Here is a 22,589-nt window from a genome sequence, read left to right as displayed (position 1 = left end):
CGCGCACCGAAACCGTAACGATTCTTGCACGGCGGAGCGCGAACATGTCGTCCAGAGGTGGATCAGGAGTATCCGTGCCTGAAGGGGGAGGGGAGTCCATGGGGGATCGAGTGGGTGCTGCCCGCCTGGCCTGGCCGGTCTGGGCCCTGTGTGTCGCACTGACTGCAGTTGCCCTCGTACTCTTCGTCATCAACGGGGACGCCAGGCCGGCGGGGTCTTACGGCTCCTTGGATGCCGTGATCGACGTGGCGATCCTGGGCTTTCCGACGGTCGGCGTGGCGATCACGCTACGGCAGCCGGGCAACGCGATCGGCTGGCTGTTCCTCGCCACCGGGCTGGGCAACGCCTTCGCGCAGGCCCTGCTCGAGTACGGCGCCTACGCCCTGCTCCGGGCGCCGGGGACAGTGCCTGGTGGCGCCTGGGCCGGCCTCATAGCCGATGCCGTGATCTGGCCCTCTGTCGCGGCCACCTCGCTCCTGGTGTTCGTGCTGTTCCCGACCGGGCACGTGCCGTCGCGAAGGTGGCGGTGGCTCGTCTGGGCGGTGGCGATCGACGTAGCGGCCTACGTCGCGGGCACGTTCCTCACGCCGGGGGAGCTGCACTACTTCCCGACGGTCGCGAACCCGTTCCCGGTCACGATCCCTGCCCTGTCCGTGGTCGGCGATCTCGCCGCACCCGCCCTGGCCGCCGGGCTCGTCTTCGCGCTGGTGGCAATGGCGCTGCGCTTCCGGCGATCGCGAGGGGTGGAACGGCAGCAGATCTCGTGGATGTTCTACCTCGGAGCCCTGCTGATCGGGTCCATTCCCATCACGACCGCGCTGTCGTCCACCGAACTGCACGTCGGCGGCATCCCGGTGTCCGAACTGGCCTTCGCGGGTTTGCTGCTGGCCATGCCGGTGGCCGTCGGTGTCGCGATCCTGCGTTATCGCCTGTACGACATCGACGTCGTCGTCAACCGGACGCTGGTGTACGGCGCCCTGACCGTGACGCTGGCTGCGGCGTACGTCGGCAGTGTCTTGTTGCTGCAGTTGGTATTGAGCCCGGTGACGCGAGGGTCGGGCCTGGCGGTGGCGGTGTCGACCCTCCTGGTGGCGGGCCTGTTCCGCCCGGTGCGGTCGCGGATCCAGGCGATGGTCGACCGGCGGTTCTTCCGGCGTCGGTACGACGCGGCCCGGACCCTGGAGGCGTTCGGTGCACGGTTGCGAGACCAACTGGATCTCGATGCCCTCGGCACCGATCTCCAGGCGGTTGTGCGCGACACCATGCAGCCGGCCCACGTGTCGCTGTGGCTGCGGAGGGGCGACCGATGAGCCCCCGGGTCGCCAGGTGGCTCGCCTGGAGCCTGTTCGGCTTCTTCGTGGTGCTGGCCGCGACAACGCCTGTGCTGGTGGCGGTTCGCAACGGACATGCCTCCGACGCGCTGGTCGCGACCGGGATCGGCTTCGCGCTCGTCGGTGCGCTCGTCGCGTCACGGCAGCCCGGCAACGCAGTGGGCTGGCTCCTTCTCGTCGCTGCTGTTGCCCTAGGCCTCGATACCTTCACGACCGTGTACGCCAGCCGGGCGTCGGCGCCCGGTGCGGCGTGGGCGGGGTGGCTCAACAGTTGGTTGCTGTTCGTGTGGCTCTATCTCCCAGCCCTGTTCCTCGCCTTGGTGTTCCCCGCCGGCCGGCTGCTGTCGCGACGGTGGCGGGTCGTCGTCGGGCTCGGCGTCGGTGCTGTCGGGGCCAACATCGTCGGGACCGCTTTCGCGCCGGGCGTTTTCGAACTCCCGGCGGACCGCCCGATTCGCAACCCGCTCGGCATCGGAGGACCCGTTGGCGACGCGCTCTCCTGGCTGTACGGCGCCGGCGAACTTCTCGCGGCCGCCACACTCGTACTCGGTGGGGTCTCCGTGGTCCTGCGACTGCGGCGATCGCGCGGTCGCGCGCGTCAGCAGGTCACTTGGTTCGCCTACGTCTGCATGCTGGCGCTCGTTCCGTTCATGGTTCTCGCGCTGGTCAGCGTGGTCGCGGGTGACGATCTCCCGCCGTGGCTGGACGTGCTCGTCGTGATTGCCTGGTGGTCGCTGGTCGTCCTGCTCCTCGTCGGTCTGCCGTCGGCCATCGGCATCGCGATCCTTCGTCATCAGCTGTACGACATCGACGTCGTCATCAACCGGACGCTGGTGTACGGCGCTCTGACCGTGACGCTGGGTGCGTCGTACCTCGGGAGTGTGCTGCTCCTCCAACTGGTGCTGAACCCGTTGACGCAGGGGTCGGATCTGGCAGTGGCGATGTCCACGCTCGCGGTGGCGGCGTTGTTCCGCCCGGCGCGGCGTCGGATCCAGCTGCTGGTGGATCGGCGGTTCTTCCGGCACAAGTACGACGCGGCCCGGACGCTGCAAGCCTTCGGCTCGCGGCTGCGGGACCAACTGGACGTCGATGCGCTGGGCAACGACCTGCAAGTCGTAGTGCGCGACACCATGCAGCCGACCCAGGTGTCGCTGTGGTTGCGGGGTTCCCGATGAAGCGGTGGGTACCGATCAGTCTGGTCTGGTTGTTCGCGGTCAGCGTCCCGATGGCTGGTGTGGTGGACGAGGTCACCAGGAGCGACGGGATCCCGACGTCCGCCGGCTGGTTGGTGTTCGTGCTGGCCTTCGTGTCGGTCGGCGCGCTGATCGTGTCGCGGCGACCACGCCATCCGATCGGCTGGATTCTGCTCCTGGCCGGAGTGAGCTCGGTGCTGGTGGGATTCGCCGGCTACGCGGCCGACGAGCTCATCCGGCTGGGCATGGACCAGCCGGCCTTTGTGGTCGGTTGGTTCTCGACCTGGGCCTGGCTACCGGTGTGGCTGGCGCCAACCTTCGGGCTGCTGCTCTTTCCGACCGGCCGATTGCCGTCGAGGCGCTGGCGTCCGGTCGCCTGGCTTGCCGTCGGCGGCTTCCTGGCGCAGTTCGTCGCAGCCGCGTTCGCACCGGGTCCGATGCAGGACATCACAGTGGACAACCCGTTCGGGGTCGACGTCGGCATTGACCTGTGGAGTGCGCTGACCGCGGTCGGAACGGTCGCTCTTCTGATGGCAGTCGCCGCCTCCATCCTGTCGCTGGTGGTCCGCTATCGCGCCGCGCGCACCGTGGAACGCCAGCAGATCAAGTGGCTCATGTACGCCGGGATGCTCGTCGCCGCCGGTCTCTGCGCGGTGGTCGGATTGGACACCTTGGGTGGTCCGGCGACCGCTCCTTACCAGGAACTGATCCCCTCCTTGGCGCTCGCCACTGTGCCGGTCGCAACCGGGATCGCGATCCAGCGGCATCGGCTGTTCGACATCGATGTCGTGGTCAATCGGACGCTCGTCTACGGCGGTCTGACGGTTTCACTGGGTGCGGCGTACGTCGGCAGCGTCCTGCTGCTGCAGCTGGTGCTGCGCCCGCTGACCGAGGCATCGGGTCTGGCGGTGGCGGCGTCGACACTCACGGTCGCCGCGTTGTTCCGCCCGGTCCGGTCGCGAATCCAGGCCGTGGTGGACCGGCGGTTCTTCCGGCGCAAGTACGACGCGACCCGGACGTTGGCGGCCTTCAGCGTAAGGCTGCGCGACGAACTGGATGTCGATGCCCTCGGCGCCGACCTGCAATCCGCGGTGCGCGACACCATGCAGCCGGACCACGTGTCCCTCTGGCTGCGGAGCGCCGACCGATGAGCGCCCGTGCCGCAGCGCTCCTGGCGTGGGCGCTCGGCGGGGTGGCCGTGGGGCTTACTGCGATCGCTATCGGTCTGACCGCCGCCGCCGGAACGCTCGGGTTGGGCTCGGGAGACCTGATCGTTGTGGTGTTGCTGGTGTTCTGCACTGTCGGGATCCTGATCGCGCGACGGCATCCGCGCAATCCGATCGGCTGGATCTTCTGCGCGTCCGCGGTGGCCAACGGTCTCGGATCCCTGACCAGAGGCTACGCCGACTACCGGCAAGCCGGGTCAGGTTCGGCCGGCTCCTTGGCCGAGGCGGCGGCCGCGTACGCGACCGTTTCGTGGATTCCGGTCGTCCTGGTGCCGGCGGCGTACCTGCCCTTGCTGTTTCCGGACGGCCGGCTGCTGTCCCGACGGTGGCGACCGCTGGCGTGGTGCGGTGTGCTTGGTATCGCTGGACTCTTCGCTACCAGCGCCACGAAGCCGGGTCCGCTCGAAGATTTCCCCACCTTGGCGAACCCGTACGCCGTCGACAGCGTGGTGCGAACGATCGGCGAGGGTGTGACGATGCTGACGGTACTGGGCGTCCTCGTCGCCTCGTCGCTGTCGCTGATCCTGCGGTTCGGCAGAGTCGGCTACGTGCAGCGCCAGCAGATCAAGTGGCTGGTCTGGGCCGGTGCCCTGGCCGCCGCGACGATCGCGATCGGCACAGCCGGCTACGAGCTTCTCACTCCGGCCGTGGCCAACGCCGCGATCCTGCTGAGCGTTCTGGGTCTTCCCGTCGCGACCGGCATCGGCATCCTGCGCCATCGCCTGTACGACATCGACGTGGTGATCAACCGCACGATCGTGTACGGCGCCCTGACCGTCACGCTGGCCGCCGGATACCTGGGCAGCGTGCTGCTGCTCCAGTTGCTGTTGCGTCCGGTGACGCAGGGCTCGGGACCGGCCGTGGCGGTGTCGACTCTTGCGGTGGCGGCCCTGTTCCGCCCGGTGCGCTCGCGGATCCAGGCCGCGGTGGACCGGCGGTTCTTCCGGAGCAGGTACGACGCCGCCCGGACGCTGGACGCGTTCGGCCTACGGCTGCGCGAAGAAGTCGACCTGCAGACGCTGGCCACCGACCTGCGCAACGTCGTTCACGACACCATTCAGCCGACCCACGTGACGCTGTGGTTGCGGAGCCCGCGGTGACAGCGCGGCTGCCCTGGCTGATCTTCGCCACGGGGAGCGCCCTCGGGGTCTCCGCAGCGGTGGTGGTGACCGCGGTCGGGTGGACGGGGCCGGCGGAACTGCTCATCGGTGTCGGTTTGGCGCTGGTCGGCCTCGGTGCCGCCGCGATCGGCGCGCTCGGCGCGGTCGTCGCGTCCCGACTCCCGCGGAACGCCGTGGGGTGGATCCTGCTCGCACTCGGTGTCGGGATCGACCTGGCGTTCGCGGTGGATGCCTATGCCGAGCTGAGCCTGGTGGAGGGCCTCGGTCCGCTGCCCGGTGACGAGTGGGCAGCATGGGTCGGCAGCTGGACCAGCATCCCGCTGATCTTCGGTCTCACCGCCTTCCTGTTCATGCTCTTCCCGACGGGCCGGCTGCCGTCGCGACGATGGCGTTGGGCCGGGTGGTTCGTCGCTGTCGCCGTCACGCTGGCGACGGTGGCCGTGGCACTCGCCCCCGACGAGATCAATCCCGCCTTCGACAACCCGGTCGCGCCGACCGGCCAGGGGGCCGAGCTCGCACGCTGGCTGTTGGACGCCACCGACCTGCTGGCACCCCCGGTGCTGGTGACCGCCGCGGCCGCCCTGGTCGTCCGCCTGCGACGATCGCGAGGGGTTGAACGTCAACAGCTCAAGTGGTTCACCTACGCCGCCGTGATCGTCGGCGTGGGGCTCGGGGCGGCCAGCGCGATGCCTGCCGGGCCGGTCGCGGACGCCGCCTTCGTCGTCGGGCTGCTGGCTCTCGCCGGGCTGCCGGTCGCCGCCGGGCTCGCCGTCCTCCGATACCGCCTCTACGACATCGACGTGGTGATCAACAAGACGTTGGTGTACGGCGCTCTGACCGTGACGCTGGGTACGGCGTACCTCGGGAGTGTCCTGTTGCTGCAGCTGGTGCTGCGTCCGGTGACGCAGGGGTCCGGCCTGGCTGTGGCGGTGTCGACCCTGGCGGTGGCGGGGTTGTTCCGCCCGGTGCGCTCGCGGATCCAAGCCGGGGTGGATCGGCGGTTCTTCCGGCACCGGTACGACGCCGCACGCACGCTGGAGGCTTTCGGCGTACGGCTGCGCCATGAACTCGACTTGCAGGCGCTGGCCGCAGACCTGCGCAACGTCGTTCACGACACCATGCAGCCGACCAATGTGTCGCTGTGGCTGCGAACCGACGACCGTAACGATTCCCGGACGACCGGCCAGTAGAAAGGGCTTGTGATGGTCGCATTGAGCAGCACCTTCCGCCGCCTCCGCAGGCGAACCGCCGCCGGGGCAGCTGACCCGACGCCCGAGCGCCGCGTGCAACCGGTCCCGGGCGACGAGTCGACGCCGGTCGACATCGCTCCCAACGACCCGCTGCTGGCCTACCTGCAGAGCGCGAGCGGCGCGGTGGACGTGGAGGCGCTCAAGCTTGACTCGCCTGCCCTGGCAGAGCTGAAGGCCGCGGGCGTCAAGCTCGCCGTGCCGCTGGTGAGCCAGGGCGAACTGATCGGCGTACTGAACCTCGGACCGCGCAGGTCCGAGCAGGAGTACTCCAGCGACGACCGCAAACTGCTCGACAACCTCGCCGCACAGGCTGCGCCGGCCCTGCGGGTCGGCCAGCTGGTCCGCCAGCAGGAGGCTGAGGCCCGCACCCGCCAGCGCTTCGAGCAAGAGCTCGAGGTGGCCCGGCTGATCCAGCAGAACTTCCTGCCCAAACAGCTCCCCGAGTTGTCCGGCTGGCAGGTCGCGGCCTGCTACCAACCTGCCCGTGAGGTGGGCGGCGACTTCTACGACGTGATCCCGCTGGCCGATGGCCAGGTCGGCTTCGTCATCGGCGATGTCACCGACAAGGGCGTACCGGCAGCGCTGGTCATGGCCGCCACCCGCAGCGTGCTGCGTGCCTCCGCCCAGCGACTGATCGAACCCGGCGCGGTGCTCGAGCGGGTCAACGAACACCTCTGCCCGGACATGCCCGCGAAGATGTTCGTCACCTGCCTGTACGGCGTTCTCGACCCGACCACCGGCCACTTCCGATTCGCCAACGCCGGGCACGACCTGCCATACGTCAAGACAGCCCTGGGCTCGGTCGAACTGCGCGCCCGCGGCATGCCGCTGGGTCTGATGACCGGGATGAAGTATGAGGAGCGCGAGACGCTTCTCGCGCCCGGTGACTCGTTGCTGCTGCACTCCGACGGCATCGTCGAGGCGCACGACCCGCAGGGACAGATGTTCGGTTTCCCGCGTCTCAAGGAAGCGGTCGCGCGGTACCCGGGCGGCGGCGAGCTGATCGACCTGGTGCTCGCGGACCTGCACGACCACACCGGATCTGACGCCGAGCAGGAGGACGACATCACCATGGTCGTGCTGCAACGGGAGCCGGATCAGAGCGACAGCCCCAACGGCAAGGTCATCGGGCAGCTGCTCGCCGAGTTCGAGGTACCGAGTGCCGAGGGCAACGAGCGGATGGCGCTCGAACGAGTCGCCGCGACAGTCGCGCCGCTCGGCCTCGCACCCGCCCGGCTCCGCCGCCTCGAGACCGCGGTCGCCGAAGCCACGATGAACGCGATGGAGCACGGCAACGCCTACCAGGCCGACCGTCCGGTCACGGTCCGGGTGTACGCCGAGCCCGGCCGGATCCGCGTCGAGGTCGCCGACCTCGGTGGTGCGCCGTCGGCGCCCGACCAGGCCGAGGTGCCCGACTTGGAGGCGAAGCTCGCAGGCCTCCAGCGGCCTCGTGGCTGGGGACTGTTCCTGATCAAGAACATGGTCGACGAGGCGCGCGAGACCGGCGACGGGGAACACCACACCGTCGAGCTCGTCATGCACCTCGAACCGGAGCTGAAGGTAGGAGACGACGATGACGACACGTGAAGCGCTCGCACACGTACGCCGGCGGGACGGCGTAGCAGTCATCGAACTGGTCGGTGATCTCAACGCCGCGGCCGAGTCCGCACTGGACGAGGCCTGGAGCGCCGCGACCACCGAGCGGCCCGATGCCGTGGTCCTCAGCTTCGAGAACAGCGGCTACATCAACTCGACCGGCATCGCCCTCGTGGTCGGCCTGCTCGCCAGCGCGCGGGCACACCGCATCCCGATCCGGGCGTACGGCCTCACCGACCACTACCGCGAGATCTTCGAGATCACCCGGCTGGCCGACTTCATGGCGATCGACACCGACGAGGACAGCGCCGTCCACGGCGCGGGAGGGGACAGAGATGGCTGAGGCAACAGCGACATTCGACGTACGCCGAAAGGGGACGGCCGGCGTCGTCGACGTCCAGGGAGACGTCACGGCAGGGTCGGAGGAGGTGCTCATGCACGCCTACGAGAGCGCCGGCGACGTCACGGCGGTGATCCTCAACTTCACCGGACTGTCGTACATGAACAGCGGCGGCATCGGGCTGCTGGTCACCTTGCTGGTGCGCGCCAGGCGGCGTTCGCAACGGCTTCTGGCGTACGGCCTGTCCGAGCACTACCGCCAGATCTTCGAGCTCACTCGCCTCGACGAGGCGATCGGCATCCACGATACCGAGCAGGATGCGCTGGCCGCGGCCGGCGCGGCATAGAGGGAGTGCACGCCATGACCAACAGCAACGACGACAAGCCAGCCGCGGCCAACCGCGACGCGGCCAACTGGGCGAAACTGGTCTCGCGGCTGAAGGTCTCGCAGGTGCCCGAAGGTGCCATGAACCTCAACGTGGACGGCCGCCAACTCACCAGCCCGATCCAGGGCTTCGGGAAGATGTGGCAGAAAACCTACCTGGTCCGGCTGCCGTCCGAGCGCGTCACGCCGACCGATCTCATCGCCACCTGGCGCAAGGACTTCGGTGAGTTCTGGCCGCCCGGCAACCACTTCTACGCACCGCTCACCGGCATCGAACCCGGTGACGTCGCTCTCCTCAACATGCGGATGCCTGGCGGGTCCAAGCTGTCGACCGGCGTGATGGTGCTGTACGCCGACGAGGAGTCATTCACGTTGATGACGCCACAGGGGCACATGTTCGCCGGCTGGATCACATTCAGCGCATCGCAGCAGGACGACGAGACCGTCGTACAGACGCAGGTTCTGATGCGCGCCTCGGACCCGATCTTCGAACTGGCGCTCATGATGGGCGGCCATCGCCAGGAGAACCGATTCTGGAGCCAGACACTCGGCAACCTGGCCGCACACTTCGGCCATCCGGACGCGGCTGTCGACACCAAGGTCGTCTGCGTGGACAAGAAACGCCAATGGTCGAGATGGCGCAACGTGTGGCACTCCTCGGCGATCCGCTCCACGATCTACATGCTGGAGGCCCCTGTCCGCGGCGCCCAAAGCCTTGCCCACCGAAACCGAGCCGACGCCTGACCCGTCCGCGCCGAGGTCAGCGGCGCCGGTGGACGGCCTGGGCTGCCTGCTCACATGAGGCTGATACGTCAGCTGCGAATTGCTTGACGCTGCGCCCGTCGCTGGGTGGCGGGTCGTTGTGCGAACCTCCGTCGTACCACCAGGCCTCTGCCCAGCCGATCCAGCGGTCCCACTGCGGATACCTGGTGGTTGCCCAGTGTGCCGCCTGCCGCTTGGATAGTCGCTCTCCGGTGCACAGGAGAGCGGCCGCGCGGCTGACGGTGAGGACTGCGTACGCCTGGGATCCGTAGGCAGCAGGGTCGCCGGTTTCGACCCCGTCCAGCCAGGTTGTCCAGCTGGATAGATGCTCCTGGACGACCGTTCGCACGATCGGGGCGGGTATCGGCGGAAGAAGCTCAGCTGGGGACGGACCGTACAAGGCGACACCCCGCGTTGCCGCCTCCCAGTCGAGGATCTGGTGGCGCGTGGCGGGGATGAGGTGAAGTGGTTCGCCCGGACTGATCCGCGCGGACTGGTGCGGAATGCTCGACTCTCGGAGCACATCGTGGACAGCCTCGCGCGTGACGAAGCCCAGCTCGAGGCGGTCGCGCCACGGTGGATTGGCCTCGACGACCGTGGACAGGATGGGCTCGATGCGCCTCATCAGCTCTGGCGAGGGGTCGTGCTGCAGCACGACCAGCAAGTCCAGATCGCTCCGACCCGGCGCAAAGTCGCCGTGGACCCACGACCCGTGGCCGATGACGCCAAGTAACGACGTACCGAGTTCGGATGCGAGAGCCGTCACGATTGCTCCGGCCACGTCCTCGGGGGCTGCGTCGGCCCCACCGCCCGCCCTGGTCTCGTCAACACGGTCAGGTTCCATGCGGCGAGTCTGTCAAACCTGCGCCCTGTCGCTGACCACGCTGGTTCGCCACCGTCACAACCGGCGTACCGAAAGTCCTCGAAAGAAGTCCGGGAGGCGGTGTCGGATCTGGGCAGATGTGTTCGTAGCAGGGGTGAGCGGCCGCCCACGAGGGCGGCCCACCTACTCAAGGAGAGCATCATGACCGCTACCTACACCTTCGACGTCTTTTCCAGCCTCGACGGGTACGGCGCCGCCAGCGCCAACTGGACCGGCTACTGGGGCAAGCAAGGCCCCGAGCTGCTCGACCACCGCCTTGCCTTGTACGGCGAGGAGCAGCGGATGGTCTTCGGGGCCAACACGTATCGGGCGTTCGCGCGGATGCTGGCCGCGAGCACCGAGGAGTCCGAGGTGCGTGACCCCTGGGTCACTCGGATGAGGAGCCTGCCCGCAACGGTGGTGTCGTCGACGTTGGAAGGGCCCCTCGATTGGCCGGACGCGACCCTCGTGAGCGGCGACGCCGTCGACGTCGTCGCCCGGCTGAAGGAGGAGTCCGAGGTGCCGTTGCGCTCGCACGGCAGCCTGTCGCTGAACCGGGCGCTGATGGCCGCCGGTCTGGTCGACCGCGTCCAGGTGACGCTCTTCCCGGTGATCACCGGTCAGACCGGGGTGGACCCGATCTTCCAGGGTGCGGCCGACTTCGACCTCGAGCTGATCGAGAGCCGCACGCTCGACGGTCACACGCAAGAACTCATCTACCGGCCCACCCTGCATGTCTAGTGCGAGACATGCCCTGGCAGTACCTGGCTCGACAGTCACTCCCACCCGGCAGCAGCGGGGACTAGCGTTCCAGGCATGACGACTCCTGTTCTCAGGCTCAACAACGGCGTCGAGATGCCCGCAATCGGCTTCGGTGTCTTCCAGACACCTCCGGACGAGACCATCGCGGCCGTGGAGACGGCGCTGGCCACCGGCTACCGGCACATCGACACCGCCGCGGCATACCTCAACGAGCGCGAGGTCGGCGAGGCGATCCGTCGCTCCGGTCTCGACCGCTCCGAGATCTTCGTCGAGACGAAGGTCTGGATCACCGATTACGGCTACGACGAGACGCTGCACGCCTTCGACAAGAGCGCGGGCAAGCTCGGGATCGACCAGATCGACCTCCTGATCCTGCATCAGGCGCTGCCCGGCGAGTTCGAGTTGACCATCGGGGCCTATACGGCGCTGGAGAAGCTGCTGGCCGACGGCAAGGTTCGTGCGATCGGGGTCAGCAACTTCATGCCCGACCACCTTGGCCGGCTGCTGGAGGCCACGTCGGTGGTGCCGGCCGTCAACCAGATCGAGGTACACCCCTACTTCCGCCAGTCCGAGGTGCTCTCGGTCGACACCAAGCACGAGATCCTCTCGCAGGCATGGTCGCCGATCGGTGGGATCACCTTCTACCGCGACGGCTCCCACGGCAGCACGTTGGAGGACGCCACCATCAGGGAGATCGCGGCGGCACACGGCAAAACGCCCGCCCAGGTCATGCTGCGCTGGCACCTACAGCAGGGCCGTCAGGCCATCCCGAAATCGGTCACGCCCTCGCGGATCGCCGAGAACCTCGACATCTTCGACTTCGAACTCACCACCGACCAACTGTCTGCGATCGACGCCCTCGACACCGGCGTCCGCGGTGGCCCCGAGCCGGAGCAGATCACCCGCGAGAACTTCGGCCTCCAGATCCCCGAGGCCTGAGGAGGACGCATGCAGATCGATCCTCGTACGCCGTCCACGAAGAACCCGCCCGAGCGCTTCACCGGTGACGTCTGGCTGGACCCGATCGCGTCGCCGCGCGAGGAGGGCCAGCGCATGACCGTCGCGACGGTACGTACCGAGGAAGTCCGCGCCGGCTACGAGGCTCAGCGGCGGGTGGCCGGAGGACGTCGGTCAGCTGTACGTGTGTGTTGCCAGCTCTCCGGATTCTTCGGCGGTGGCCGCCCAGCTGGCCAGCAGTTTGAGGCTGTCGGCGGTAGGACTGTCCTTGGCCGCGGTGTAGACGGGCAAGGTGAGCCCGGGGTGGGCGGGGAACTCCATCGCCTCGAAGATGATTTCGAGGTCGCCGACGACCGGGTGATGGAGCCGCTTCAGGCCGGTGCGGTGGAAACGCACGTTGTGAGCGGCCCAGCGGGTGCGGAAGTCCTCGCTCTGCGTTGACAGTTCGCCGATGAGCTCGATCAGCTTCTTGTCGTGGGGGTTGCGGCCGGCTTCGGAACGCAGCATGGCCGCGATGTCGTCGGCGGCGCGTTCCCAGTCGGGGAAGAAGTCCTGGGACGCCGGATCGAGGTAGACGAAGCGAGCGTTGTTCGCCGGTCTGCGTGGGTCGGCGAGCAGTGGCGCGTAGAGCGCCCGGGCCATCCGGTTGGCGGCGAGCATGTCATGGCGGGCGTTGCGGATCCAGGCCGGCGCGTCACCGACGGCGTCGAGGACGAGCTGGACGCTGGTGGGCACCGTGGCGGGCGCGGGTTTGCGCTTTCGGGCGGGCGCCGGGTCGCTGGCGCGGGCGAGATCGAAGAGGTGGCCGCGCTCGGCATCGTCGAGTTGCAGTGCCCGGGCGACGCCTTCGAGTACTGCGTCGGAGGCGCCGCCGAGGTTGCCGCGCTCCATCCGGACGTAGTAGTCGATGCTGACACCGGCGAGCATGGCGACCTCTTCGCGCCGCAGTCCCTTGACCCGGCGGTTTCGGCCGTACGCCGGGAGGCCTGCCTGCTCGGGCGTGATCCGCGCCCGCCGCGAGGCGAGGAACTCACGCACCTCAGCTCGGTTGTCCATGCCACCACCGTAGAGGGGGCGGTCACGGTGAGGGAGGTACTGGCATTACCTGGAACAACAGGCACTCCCGCGGCCGCGCGAGCGGGCGTTGACTGGCAGCGTGAACCCATCGCACCCGCACGCTGCCCGGCCGGCCGGCTCGGTGATCCTGGCGATCATCCTGGTCAGCTACTTCATGATCTTGCTGGACAACTCGATCATTTTCACGGCGCTGCCGACGATTCATACCGCGATGGGGTACTCCACGACCGGGCTGGCGTGGGTCCAGGACGCCTACACGCTGGTGTTCGGCGGGTTGCTGCTGCTCGGTGCTCGCGCCGGGGATCTGTTGGGACGGCGCCGGGTCTTCGTGTTCGGCCTGGCTGTCTTCGCGGTCGCGTCGCTGCTCGTCGGAGCGGCCCAGTCGGGCTGGTGGCTGATCGGCGCCCGGGCTCTTCAGGGTGTCGGGGCGGCGATCGTTGCACCGTCGTCGCTATCGTTGCTGACGGCAAGTTTCGCTGAAGGACGGGAACGTGCCAGGGCGGTTGCGTTGTACGGCGCCACGGCCGGGATCGGAGCCAGCCTCGGGATGGTGATCGGTGGAGCGTTGGCCGACTGGGTGTCGTGGCGGGCCGGCTTCTTCATCAACGTGCCGATCGGTGTGGCGATGATCGTGCTGGCGCCGCGGTTCATCCCCGAAACGAACCGCATCTCTGGCCGGTTCGACCTGACCGGCGCGGTCAGCGCGACCCTGGGTGTCGGCGCGGTGGTGTTCGCGATCATTCATTCGGCCGAGGCCGGGTGGGGATCGCCGATGACAGTCGCGATGCTGATCCTCGGTGCGGTGCTGATGGTGGTGCTGGTCGCCGGTGAACGGCGGGCGCGGCAGCCGATCATGCCGTTGCGGTTGTTCGCCGACCGGCGGCGGGTCGGCGCCTACCTGGCACGGCTGCTGTACCTCGGCGCGATGATCGGGTTCTTCTACTTCTCGACCCAGTTCATGCAGGGGGTGCTCGGGTTCAGCGCGTTCCAGGCCGGCATCGCCTTCTTCCCGATGACGCTGGTGAACTTCGCCGTCGCCCTGACGATCCCGCGGTTGACCAGGCGGTTCGGTCAGGCCGTGCCGTTGGCGGTCGGTGTGGTGCTGACGTTCCTCGGGATGGTCTGGCTGAGCCGCGTACAGGCGACCGACTCGTACTGGGACGCGGTTGCATTGCCGATGGTGCTGATTGGCGCCGGGCAGGGCCTGGCGTTCGCTCCGCTGACCTCGGCAGGTATCGCTGACGTCCCGGCCGAAGACGCCGGAGCGGCCTCCGGACTCGTGAACACCTTCCACCAGCTGGGGATGGCACTCGGGCTCGGCTTCTCGTCGCAGCTTCAGCGACAGCCGGTACAGGTATGCAATCAGCCGCCTTGGCGCTCACCGCGCGGGTGGACACCGCGCTGTTCGCCGGCAGCGGCCTACTGGCCCTGTGCCTGATCGTCGTGTTGACACTCGTCGTGCCGCCGGCGCGGCGCCACCAAACCGTCGCGCCTACTTCCAGGGCTCGCCCGGCAGAACCAGCCACGACCTCCGCCACCGTGGAGTAGCCCTGTACCTGACATCTCGCGACGCAGCCGACCAAACACCGGGCCCAGCCTTGACCCACCCGGGAATTCGACGAACGTACTATCAGAAGGAGGACACAGATCCATGACGGACACCGAGGGACAGACACCCGCCCAGCGGCTGATCGGCGACTTCGCCCCCAAGCTGGTCTCGCTCACCGATGACGTGCTGTTCGGTGATGTCTGGGCGCGCCCGGAGCTCAGTCAACGCGACCGGAGCCTGATCACTTGCGCAGCACTGGTAACCAACGGCAGCACTGAACAGCTGCGTGGCCACCTGGCTCGTGCGAAAGCGAACGGACTCACGGAGACCGAGCTGAAAGAGGCCATCATCCACCTGGCCTTCTACGCGGGCTGGCCGCGTGCGATGTCAGCGATCACGGTCGCCAAGGACGTCTTCGGCGACGCAGGGAGCGGACAATGAGCGGCTGGAGCGACACGGAGCTGGAACGGATCGGGGGTTCGACCGAGTTGCAGGTCAGCTCCCTGCGCAAGGACGGATCGCTGCGACGGTTCAGGACGATCTGGGTGGTGCGCGCCGGCGACGACCTCTACGTCCGGTCTGCCTACGGCACTGACAACCCGTGGTTCCGCTACGCAACGATCAGCGGCCGGGGCCGAATCCGTGCCGATGGCATCGAACGAGATGTCGACTTCGTGGTTCCAGGTGACGACGTGCACCCAGCGGTCGACGCGGCGTACCACGCGAAGTACGACCGGTACGGTCCGCAGATCGTCGGCACCGTCGTCGGCGCCAAAGCCGCGCCCGGCACGCTGCGGCTCGTACCCAGCCACACCGAGAAGGAGTGAGTCCATGCACTACACGAGACTGGGCAACTCGGGCCTGACAGTGAGCCGCGTTGCGTTGGGGTGCATGAGCTTCGGCGACACCTCTCGCGGGTTCAACGCGTGGGCGCTCGATGACGCTGCCGCCGAACCGATCTTCCGCCAGGCCCTCGATCTGGGCATCACCTTCTGGGACACCGCGAACGTCTACGGCTTCGGGACCTCCGAGGAGATCGTCGGCCGGGCGATTCACAAGTACACGCGCCGCGAGGACATCGTGCTCGCTACCAAGGTGCGTTTCCCGATGCACGACGGCCCAGGCGGCAAAGGCCTGTCCCGCAAGGCGATCATGGAGCAGATCGACGCCTCGCTCACCCGGCTCGGCACCGAGTACGTCGACCTTTACCAGATCCATCGCTTCGACCCGGACACGCCGGTCGAGGAAACGATGGAGGCGCTGCACGACGTGGTGAAATCCGGCAAGGTGCGCTACCTCGGCGCGTCGTCGATGTGGGCCTGGCAGTTCGCCAAGATGCAGTACACCGCCCAGCTGCACGGCTGGACGAAGTTCGTCTCGATGCAGAACCAGTACAGCCTGATGCAGCGCGAGGAAGAACGCGAGATGTTCGGGCTACTCGCCGACCAAGGGGTCGGGTCGATCCCCTGGAGCCCGCTCGCCAAAGGCCGGCTCGCGCGTCCCTGGGGCACCCGCACCGCCCGTGCGGGCAACGACCCGATCGCCGAGCAGTTCTTCAGCGATGACGACAAGCCGATCGCCGACGCCGTCCAGCAGGTCGCCGACGCACGCGGTGTCCCCATGGCCCGGGTCGCGCTGGCCTGGGTGCTGAGGAACCCCGTGGTCACTGCGCCCATCGTCGGCGCGACCAAAGAGCACCATCTCGCCGACGCGGCCGCTGCTCTGGACATCACCCTCACTGACGAAGAGGTTCGTGCGCTGGAAGCGCAGTACACCCCGCGCGAACCCACTGGCTACTGACTAGCCATCCCGAACCCGATGAATTTGAAGGAATCTGATGCGAGCGACTTTCATGTACGGCGCCGGTGACGTCCGGGTCGTCGACGTACCCGACCCGACCGTCCAGGAACCCACCGACGCGATCGTCCGCGTCGTGCGAGCCTGCGTCTGCGGCTCCGACCTCCACCCGTACCACTCCATGGCCGCCAAACCCGAGGGCAACTCGATGGGCCACGAGTTCGTCGGGGTTGTCGAGCAGACCGGCCGTGAGGTGACGACGGTCAAGTCCGGCGATCTGGTGATCACCCCGTTCGCCTGGTCCGACGGGACCTGCGACTTCTGCCGCGAGGGCCTGCAGACCTCGTGCCGGCACGGCGGCTTCTGGAACGCCAACGGCGTCGGCGGCGGACAAGCTGAGGCTGTCCGGGTCCCGCTTGCCGACGGCACACTGGTCGCCGTACCCGTGGAGGAGAGCTCCCCGCTGATCCCTTCCCTGCTCACACTGTCCGACGTGTACGGAACCGGGTACCACGCGGCCGTCAAGGCCAATGTCAACCCGCGCACGACCGTCACTGTCATCGGCGACGGTGCCGTCGGACTGCTGGCCGTCTTGTCCGCCAAGGGCCTCGGCGCCGAACGGATCATCCTGATGGGCCGCCACACCGTGCGTACCGACCTCGGCCGCGAATTCGGGGCGACCGACGTCGTGGCCGAGCGAGGCGACGAGGGCATCGCGCGCGTTCGTGACCTGACCGGCGGTGACGGCACGCACGTCGTACTCGAGGCCGTCGGCCACATGCCCGCGTACGAGCAGGCGGTCGGCGTCGTCCGGGACGGCGGTGTCATCAGCCGGGTCGGCGTACCGCAGTATGAGGACGCGCCGGTCGGATTCGGCAGCCTCTTTGGTCGCAACATCACCTTGACTGGCGGCCCGGCTCCGGCTCGCGCATACATCGAAACCCTGCTCCCCGGCGTCCTCGCGGGTGAGATCGACCCCGGCAAGGTCTTCGACAGCGAGGTACCCCTGGCCGACGTTGCCGATGGCTACCGCGCGATGGACCAGCGCACAGCCCTCAAGGTCCTGGTCAAGCCCTAGGTAGCCCGTGATCGGTGCTTTTGGCAAGCGTTGGCTGGGAGGTCCAGTGGTTGGCCTCGTTGATGACGGCTTCGGCGAGCTTTGCGGTCTGGGTGGCGATCACTTGGGGCGCCACGGGACGACCTTGGTCCAGCCACCAGGTGATGGCCTGGACGAACATCGCACCCAGGACGGTGGGTACCAGGCCGTCGGCCTTTCCGCGACCGGGTGACGGTGGTGCGTTCGGGATCTCCAGGTGCTCGCTGACCATGTCCGCGAGGGTGCCGCGCATCCGGGTGGCAAACCAGGGGCTCCCTCGCCGGCCGAGCAACGCACCGTAGAGCCGGTGGTACTCGCCGACGTGCTCGAAGAACACCACCCACCGGTCCAGCGGTGGGTCCGCGCCGCCGCCGGCCATCGTCCCGAGCACCGCGCTCATCGCCTCGTCGAAGATCTGCTCGACCAGCTCGTACTTGTCGCGGTAGTTGCGGTAGAAGGCGGCCCGGCTGACCATCGCCCGCTCGGTGATCTCTCCCACCGTGAGCCGCTCGAAGTCGCGCTCGTCAATGAGCTCGATCAACGCCTCCCGCAGCAGTTTGCGGGTTCGCCGGACGCGCAGGTTGTCCGCGGACTGTGACATTTCGGGCTCCTTGTCTCACTCGGGACACCCACCGAGAACCGATCCTTGTCGCAACCACCGCGACCTGACGACACTCGGAGCTGGAGACGCAGTGCCTCGATCGAGACACAGTGTCTCGTTAACTCTCGAGCTGTCAACAGAGACGAGGACGTGGATGACCGAGATGCGAGCAGTGCGGTACGAGCGGTACGGGCCGCCGGAAGTGCTGGAGGTCCGGAGCGTACCGGTGCCCGAGCCGCGGTCCGGTGAGGTCCTGATACGAGTGAGCGCGACCAGCGTCAACCCGGTCGAGGCTCAGGTCCGCGCCGGTGGGATGCGGCCGATGAGCGGGTTCCGCTTCCCCAAGGGCACTGGGCAGGACTTCTCCGGCGAGGTGGTTGCCGTCGGCCCCGGAGTCGACCCGGCCAGGGTTGGACGGCGGGTCTGGGGAACGAAGTTGGGCCTGGGCAGCGCCACCGCCGCCGAGTATGTCCAGGTCAAGGAATCCCTCACAGCGCAAGCGCCTGCCGGGTACGACCTGGTCGCCGCCGCGGCACTGCCGACCGTCGGCCTGACAGCGATCACAGCGACTCGCGCGGTCCGGGTACGGCCGGGAAGCCGAGTCCTGGTCGTTGGCGCGAGCGGTGGGATCGGCAGCGTCGCGGTCCAGCTGGCACGTGTCGCGGGAGCCCGGGTCTCCGCGGTGGCGGCGGCCCGGAACGCCGAGTTCTGCGCCGACCTCGGCGCCGAGGTGACCTACGACTATCAGCGGTTGGAGAGCCTCGCCGATGCACCGAAGTTCGACGCGATCATCGACCTGTACGGCGCCTCGCTGGGCCAATACCGCCGGCGGCTGGCCACTGGCGGACGGATGATTTCGCTGGCCTCGAAAGGCATGGGCTACGTGATCTTGTCGTCCGTACTGCCCGGTCCGCGCGTCCGCATGGCGATGATGAAACCGAAGCGCGCCGACCTCGACGAACTCGCCGCCGCAGTAGTCCATGGAGACCTGCGCAGCGTCGTCGAAGAGACGTACCCGCTGGACTCCATCGCCGAGGCGCACCGTTCAATCGAATCCGGCCACAGCCGGGGCAAACGAGTCATCCGCATCGCCGAAGGCGAGGCGACCAGGGTGGAAGTCGTTTGACCGTTGGCGGGGCGGGTGTGAAACTCCGTTGCCATGTCTAAGGTCGCCAAGCTGCACGATGACGAGGTGGACATTGACGCGTCGTTGGTGACGCGGCTGTTGACCGAGCAGTTCCCGCAATGGGCCGGTGCTCCGGTTCAGGTCGTCGCCTCGTCGGGGACGGACAACGTGACGTTTCGGGTCGGTGCTGACCTGGCTGTCCGGCTGCCTCGCACCGAGCGGACGCAGGGTCAGGTGGAGAAGGACCTGACCTGGATGCCGCGTCTGTCGCCTCAGCTTCCGCTCGCCGTACCAGAGCCACTGGCTCTCGGGACGCCTGGCGAGGATTATCCCTTCAGCTGGGGCGTCTACCGGTGGCTTGAGGGTGAGCCTTTCCAGCAGGATCAGCTTGCCGACCCGATCGCCGCGGCGCGCGACCTCGCCGAGTTCGTTCACTGCCTGCAGACGGTCGACACGACCGGGGCTCCGGTTCCGCCGGACGACCCGTTCAGTCGGGGTACGCCGTTGGCGCCGCGTGACGCGCTCTTCCGCGAGGCGCTGGACGAGTTGCGCGACGAGTTCGATACCGGACTCGTGCTTGCCGCGTGGGAGGCGTCGCTGGCAGCGGACACCTGGGACGGTCCGCCCAGGTGGATCCACGGCGACCTCATGCCGGGCAACGTACTGGTGGCCGACGGCAAGCTTTCTGCGGTCATCGACTTCGGTACTGCGTGGGCCGCCGACCCAGCAGCTGATCTGTTGGCCGCGTGGTACTTGTTCGAGGGTGACTCACGACGGGCCTTCCGTGACGCGATGGAGATCGACCAGGAAACCTGGGCCCGCGCCCGCGGCTGGGTCCTGTCCCTGAGAATGATCGCGATCCCTTACTACCGGACGCGCAATCCGGCCGCGGTGCGCGACGCGCACCCTCTCATCGCTGAGATCCTCGCCGACTTCGCCGCGGAGCAATGACCTGAGGTCGCTGTCGACCGCTTGGTATGGTGCCCAGGTTCTACCGCTTGGAGCGATTCGACGGCTCTCAAAGGAGAGGACCGAGGCGAAACCATGCAGGCGTCAGAGGCCCAGCGTGCGGTGGCTGCGGCCATGTCGATCGCCTCATCACTCAGATCGAGGTGCAACCAGTGGATGACCAAGCAGCCGGTGGTGGGAAAGTGGCGCCGGAACCAGCTCGTGCTGATCCGATAGCGGGGGAGCTCGTCACCGAGACGTTCGAGTACGACGGCGGCCGGCAAGTCACGGTGTACGTGCCGCCGGATCCGCCGGAGGCAGTCGTGTTCGCCGGTGACGGTCAGCTGATCTCGCAGTGGGGCGGGTACCTCGAGGCGGCCGACGTACCGCCCACGATGATCGTCGGTACCTACCGGACTGACGCTGAGGATGAGATGGTGCGCATCCGCGAGTACTCACCGTCGTTCGACGAGGAGCGGTTCGCGGCCCACGAGAGCTTCTTCGTCGACGACGTCCGCAGCTGGGTGCAGTCGCGCTTCAGCGTCGCGTTCCCGGCCGAACGCACCGCGGTGTGCGGCGTGTCGGCGAGTGGCGAGCTCTCGCTCGCTATCGGGCTTCGGCATCCGGACATCTACGGTGCGGTCTTCTCCGCCTCGCCCGGCGGGGGTTATCGCCCGCCTGCCGTGATGCCAAGCCCACTTCCGCGCACCTACCTCGTCGCCGGCACGCTGGAGCCGTTCTTCCTCGAGAACGCGGCCCGGTGGGCGGACGCATTGCGCGATGCCGATGCGGACGTCGTGATGACCGAGCGGGTCGGAGACCACGGCGACCCGTTCTGGCAAGCCGAGTTCCCGCTGATGGTCGCCTGGGCGTTCGGGCGCTGAAGCAACCAGGTCTTTCGGATCATCTGGCGGTGAATCCGGAAGCGGTATGTCCGGAATGGGGCCTAGCATCTGGCCATGGATCAAGAGTTCAGCGGCGAGGTCATCGAGTGGCGCGGTCCGGCGCCGTACTACTTCGTCCCTGTGCCGGAGCAGGAAGGTGTCGCGCTGCGGGCCGCGGCCTCGGCTGCCAGCTATGGCTGGGGGATGCTCCCGATCCGCGCTCGGATCGGCAGCACCGAGTGGAAGACGTCGCTGTGGCCGAAGGACGGTGGCTACCTGCTGCCGCTGAAGGACGCCGTGCGCAAGCCCCAAGGACTGGACGCAGGCGACGCGGTGGACGTTCGGCTCACGTTCGACGCGCTGCCCCGTCAGCAGAAACGTCCGGCCAAGCGGGTGACCGTTCCCCGCCCGACGGGCTCGCGGGAGCCGGTCACCGCCGAGCAGTTGACGATCGTTCCGGCCAACCAGGCGGCTTGGGAGGACCTGCAGGCGGTGTTCGGCACGACCGGAGACACCGCACGGTGCTGGTGCCAGCGGTTCCGGATGCTACCCAAGGAGTCCTGGGCGTCTGAAGGTCCCGAAGAGCTCGCCGCGCGGCTCCGCGACCAGACCGCCTGCGGAGACCGAAAGGCACGGGCCACGAGCGGCGTGGTCGCGTACCTCGATGGCGAGCCAGTCGGCTGGTGCGCCGTCGCGCCGCGGGCGGATCACCCGAGGCTGCTCCGCGACTACCGCGTCCCCTGGCTGGGCCGCAACCAGGACAAGGCCGACACCACCGTCTGGGCCGTGACCTGCTTCGTCACCCGCGCCGGCTACCGGCGCCGAGGGGTCAGCCGCGCACTCGCCCGTGCCGCCGTCGGGTTCGCCCGTGAACGCGGCGCGCGCGCCGTGGAGGGCTACCCGGACTTCGTGGACGGCGGGTCCGTCGGCACTCTCGCCATGTTCGCCGACGCCGGGTTCGCCGAGGTGAGCCGGCCCGGCAACCGCCGCGCCGTCATGCGCATCGACTTCTGAGCCTCCTGCGCCCCGTTCGTCCAGCCCCGTTCGTCCATGACCCGGCTCAGAAACCGAACGAGTTGTGAGGCTCAGGATCGGTGCGGAACATCCGTGCGAGCTTCCCGACTGCATCTCCGGTGAGAGGCTTGAGATGTCCGGCCTGGGCGAGGTCGCGGGCTGACATTCCGCCGAGGTACAGCGAACTGAGTGCCGGAATATCGATGACGAGGTCCGCCGGTCCGGTGATCCGTGACAGTTGTGCGGCAGGGCCGTCAGCAGCCAGGCGCCAGGTGCCGACGTTGGCGGGACACATGCGGTCGTCCTCGATGGTGAAAGTGATCTCGCCGGGCACTTCGTAGGCGCGACCTTCAAGGGCCTTCTGGACGTCGAGGATCCGCGCCCACAGATTGTCGGACTGCCGGGTGATCCGAAGGGCACGAGGGTTGGCGAGCATCCACCTCAACGGTTCGCTCTCGCGGGCGACCGGGGGCGATGATGGTCTGAGTGAGATCGAAGTCGAGGAGCAGCGCCCACATGGCACGGTAGGCGGCCGGGCTCGTGGCCTCGAACGCGGCGTAGCAGCCCCCGTCGTCGGTGGGTTGCGATGACCCCCGTCCCAGTAACACCTCCCATCGGGAGTGAACGATCGCCTGGGACCGTGACCTCGAACGACAGCATGGCAGAGGCGCCCACGACCTTGGTGTCGACAAGTGCGGCAACCGGGTGGAAGG

25 protein-coding genes are annotated in these 22,589 nt (G+C 68.0%); 20 read left to right on the top strand and 5 right to left on the bottom strand.

Features of this window, described 5'->3' with window-relative positions; all coding sequences use genetic code 11:
• Positions 1–98: 98 nt before the first annotated feature.
• Genes EV652_RS38300 through EV652_RS38260 form a run of 9 tightly spaced genes read left to right on the top strand, consistent with a single transcriptional unit; the run spans position 99 to position 9,185 of the window.
• Positions 99–1,310, top strand: a complete 1,212-nt coding sequence (locus EV652_RS38300) for a hypothetical protein (protein WP_132214820.1) — start codon at positions 99–101, stop codon at positions 1,308–1,310.
• A complete protein-coding gene (locus EV652_RS38295; RefSeq protein WP_132214818.1) occupies positions 1,307–2,506 on the top strand; it encodes a hypothetical protein in 1,200 nt (399 codons plus the stop codon). The genes EV652_RS38300 and EV652_RS38295 overlap by 4 nt, the downstream gene beginning before the upstream one ends.
• On the top strand, positions 2,503–3,675 hold the full coding sequence (locus EV652_RS38290) for a hypothetical protein (protein ID WP_132214816.1): 1,173 nt from the start codon (positions 2,503–2,505) through the stop codon (positions 3,673–3,675). Before EV652_RS38295 ends, EV652_RS38290 begins: the two co-directional genes overlap by 4 nt.
• Positions 3,672–4,850, top strand: a complete 1,179-nt coding sequence (locus EV652_RS38285; RefSeq protein WP_132214814.1) for a hypothetical protein — start codon at positions 3,672–3,674, stop codon at positions 4,848–4,850. The genes EV652_RS38290 and EV652_RS38285 overlap by 4 nt, the downstream gene beginning before the upstream one ends.
• Positions 4,847–6,061 (top strand): hypothetical protein, encoded by a 1,215-nt coding sequence (locus EV652_RS38280; protein ID WP_132214812.1) that lies wholly within the window; start codon positions 4,847–4,849, stop codon positions 6,059–6,061. Before EV652_RS38285 ends, EV652_RS38280 begins: the two co-directional genes overlap by 4 nt.
• Before the next feature lie 12 nt (positions 6,062–6,073).
• Positions 6,074–7,708: an ATP-binding SpoIIE family protein phosphatase gene (locus EV652_RS38275; RefSeq protein ID WP_132214810.1), complete on the top strand. Its 1,635-nt coding sequence runs from the start codon at positions 6,074–6,076 to the stop codon at positions 7,706–7,708.
• A complete protein-coding gene (locus EV652_RS38270; RefSeq protein ID WP_132214808.1) occupies positions 7,695–8,060 on the top strand; it encodes an STAS domain-containing protein in 366 nt (121 codons plus the stop codon). Before EV652_RS38275 ends, EV652_RS38270 begins: the two co-directional genes overlap by 14 nt.
• A complete protein-coding gene (locus EV652_RS38265; RefSeq protein WP_132214806.1) occupies positions 8,053–8,403 on the top strand; it encodes an STAS domain-containing protein in 351 nt (116 codons plus the stop codon). The genes EV652_RS38270 and EV652_RS38265 overlap by 8 nt, the downstream gene beginning before the upstream one ends.
• A 14-nt stretch (positions 8,404–8,417) precedes the next feature.
• Complete coding sequence (locus tag EV652_RS38260) at positions 8,418–9,185, top strand: hypothetical protein (protein WP_132214804.1); 768 nt, start codon at positions 8,418–8,420, stop codon at positions 9,183–9,185.
• A gap of 16 nt (positions 9,186–9,201) precedes the next feature.
• On the opposite strand, the gene EV652_RS38255 is transcribed toward EV652_RS38260, so the two are convergent.
• Positions 9,202–10,047, bottom strand: a complete 846-nt coding sequence (locus EV652_RS38255; protein ID WP_132214802.1) for an aminoglycoside adenylyltransferase domain-containing protein — start codon at positions 10,045–10,047, stop codon at positions 9,202–9,204.
• Between the two features lie 180 nt (positions 10,048–10,227).
• Here EV652_RS38255 and EV652_RS38250 point away from each other — a divergent pair, with 180 nt between their 5' ends.
• A complete protein-coding gene (locus tag EV652_RS38250) occupies positions 10,228–10,806 on the top strand; it encodes a dihydrofolate reductase family protein (protein ID WP_132214800.1) in 579 nt (192 codons plus the stop codon).
• Positions 10,807–10,881: 75 nt separating this feature from the next.
• Positions 10,882–11,766, top strand: coding sequence for an aldo/keto reductase (locus tag EV652_RS38245; RefSeq protein WP_132214798.1), 885 nt, complete (start codon positions 10,882–10,884; stop codon positions 11,764–11,766).
• A gap of 192 nt (positions 11,767–11,958) precedes the next feature.
• Here EV652_RS38245 and EV652_RS38235 read toward each other — a convergent pair whose 3' ends face one another.
• Positions 11,959–12,840 (bottom strand): helix-turn-helix transcriptional regulator, encoded by an 882-nt coding sequence (locus EV652_RS38235; protein WP_132214796.1) that lies wholly within the window; start codon positions 12,838–12,840, stop codon positions 11,959–11,961.
• Positions 12,841–12,940: 100 nt separating this feature from the next.
• Between EV652_RS38235 and EV652_RS38230 the strand changes: the two genes are divergently transcribed.
• From EV652_RS38230 to EV652_RS38210, 5 genes are all read left to right on the top strand, one after another.
• On the top strand, positions 12,941–14,299 hold the full coding sequence (locus EV652_RS38230; RefSeq protein ID WP_199238636.1) for an MFS transporter: 1,359 nt from the start codon (positions 12,941–12,943) through the stop codon (positions 14,297–14,299).
• 213 nt (positions 14,300–14,512) lie between these two features.
• Positions 14,513–14,851: a carboxymuconolactone decarboxylase family protein gene (locus EV652_RS38225; RefSeq protein ID WP_132214794.1), complete on the top strand. Its 339-nt coding sequence runs from the start codon at positions 14,513–14,515 to the stop codon at positions 14,849–14,851.
• Positions 14,848–15,237 carry a DUF2255 family protein gene (locus tag EV652_RS38220; RefSeq protein WP_132214792.1) on the top strand — a complete coding sequence of 130 codons (390 nt, stop codon included), beginning with the start codon at positions 14,848–14,850 and terminating at the stop codon, positions 15,235–15,237. Before EV652_RS38225 ends, EV652_RS38220 begins: the two co-directional genes overlap by 4 nt.
• 4 nt (positions 15,238–15,241) lie before the next feature.
• Positions 15,242–16,210, top strand: coding sequence for an aldo/keto reductase (locus EV652_RS38215; protein WP_132214790.1), 969 nt, complete (start codon positions 15,242–15,244; stop codon positions 16,208–16,210).
• A gap of 37 nt (positions 16,211–16,247) precedes the next feature.
• A complete protein-coding gene (locus tag EV652_RS38210) occupies positions 16,248–17,285 on the top strand; it encodes a zinc-dependent alcohol dehydrogenase family protein (RefSeq protein ID WP_132214788.1) in 1,038 nt (345 codons plus the stop codon).
• On the opposite strand, the gene EV652_RS38205 is transcribed toward EV652_RS38210, so the two are convergent.
• On the bottom strand, positions 17,275–17,904 hold the full coding sequence (locus tag EV652_RS38205; RefSeq protein WP_132214786.1) for a TetR/AcrR family transcriptional regulator: 630 nt from the start codon (positions 17,902–17,904) through the stop codon (positions 17,275–17,277). The two genes, EV652_RS38210 and EV652_RS38205, sit on opposite strands and share 11 nt — an antisense overlap.
• Before the next feature lie 154 nt (positions 17,905–18,058).
• On the opposite strand from EV652_RS38205, the gene EV652_RS38200 reads away from it, so the two are divergent.
• From EV652_RS38200 to EV652_RS38180, 4 genes are all read left to right on the top strand, one after another.
• Entirely contained in the window at positions 18,059–19,030 is a 972-nt protein-coding gene (locus EV652_RS38200; protein WP_158441468.1) for an NAD(P)-dependent alcohol dehydrogenase, read from the top strand.
• Positions 19,031–19,063: 33 nt separating this feature from the next.
• On the top strand, positions 19,064–19,981 hold the full coding sequence (locus tag EV652_RS38195; RefSeq protein WP_132214782.1) for an aminoglycoside phosphotransferase family protein: 918 nt from the start codon (positions 19,064–19,066) through the stop codon (positions 19,979–19,981).
• Positions 19,982–20,151: 170 nt separating this feature from the next.
• Positions 20,152–20,862, top strand: coding sequence for an alpha/beta hydrolase (locus EV652_RS38190; RefSeq protein ID WP_242002259.1), 711 nt, complete (start codon positions 20,152–20,154; stop codon positions 20,860–20,862).
• A 75-nt stretch (positions 20,863–20,937) separates the two neighbouring features.
• Entirely contained in the window at positions 20,938–21,876 is a 939-nt protein-coding gene (locus EV652_RS38180; RefSeq protein ID WP_199238635.1) for a GNAT family N-acetyltransferase, read from the top strand.
• Positions 21,877–21,922: 46 nt separating this feature from the next.
• Here the strand turns inward: EV652_RS38180 and EV652_RS44890 are convergent, their stop codons facing one another.
• Together EV652_RS44890 and EV652_RS46280 are read right to left on the bottom strand one after the other, a co-directional pair.
• Positions 21,923–22,312 carry a sterol carrier protein domain-containing protein gene (locus EV652_RS44890; RefSeq protein ID WP_199238634.1) on the bottom strand — a complete coding sequence of 130 codons (390 nt, stop codon included), beginning with the start codon at positions 22,310–22,312 and terminating at the stop codon, positions 21,923–21,925.
• A 5-nt stretch (positions 22,313–22,317) separates the two neighbouring features.
• Positions 22,318–22,536, bottom strand: coding sequence for a GNAT family N-acetyltransferase (locus EV652_RS46280; RefSeq protein WP_369410064.1), 219 nt, complete (start codon positions 22,534–22,536; stop codon positions 22,318–22,320).
• Between the last annotated feature and the right edge of the window lie 53 nt (positions 22,537–22,589).

The organism is Kribbella steppae (genome assembly GCF_004342025.1).
GTDB classification, from domain to species: domain Bacteria; phylum Actinomycetota; class Actinomycetes; order Propionibacteriales; family Kribbellaceae; genus Kribbella; species Kribbella steppae.
The sequence above is the reverse complement of the archived record's forward strand: the minus strand, read 5'-3'. Positions and strand labels throughout refer to the sequence as shown.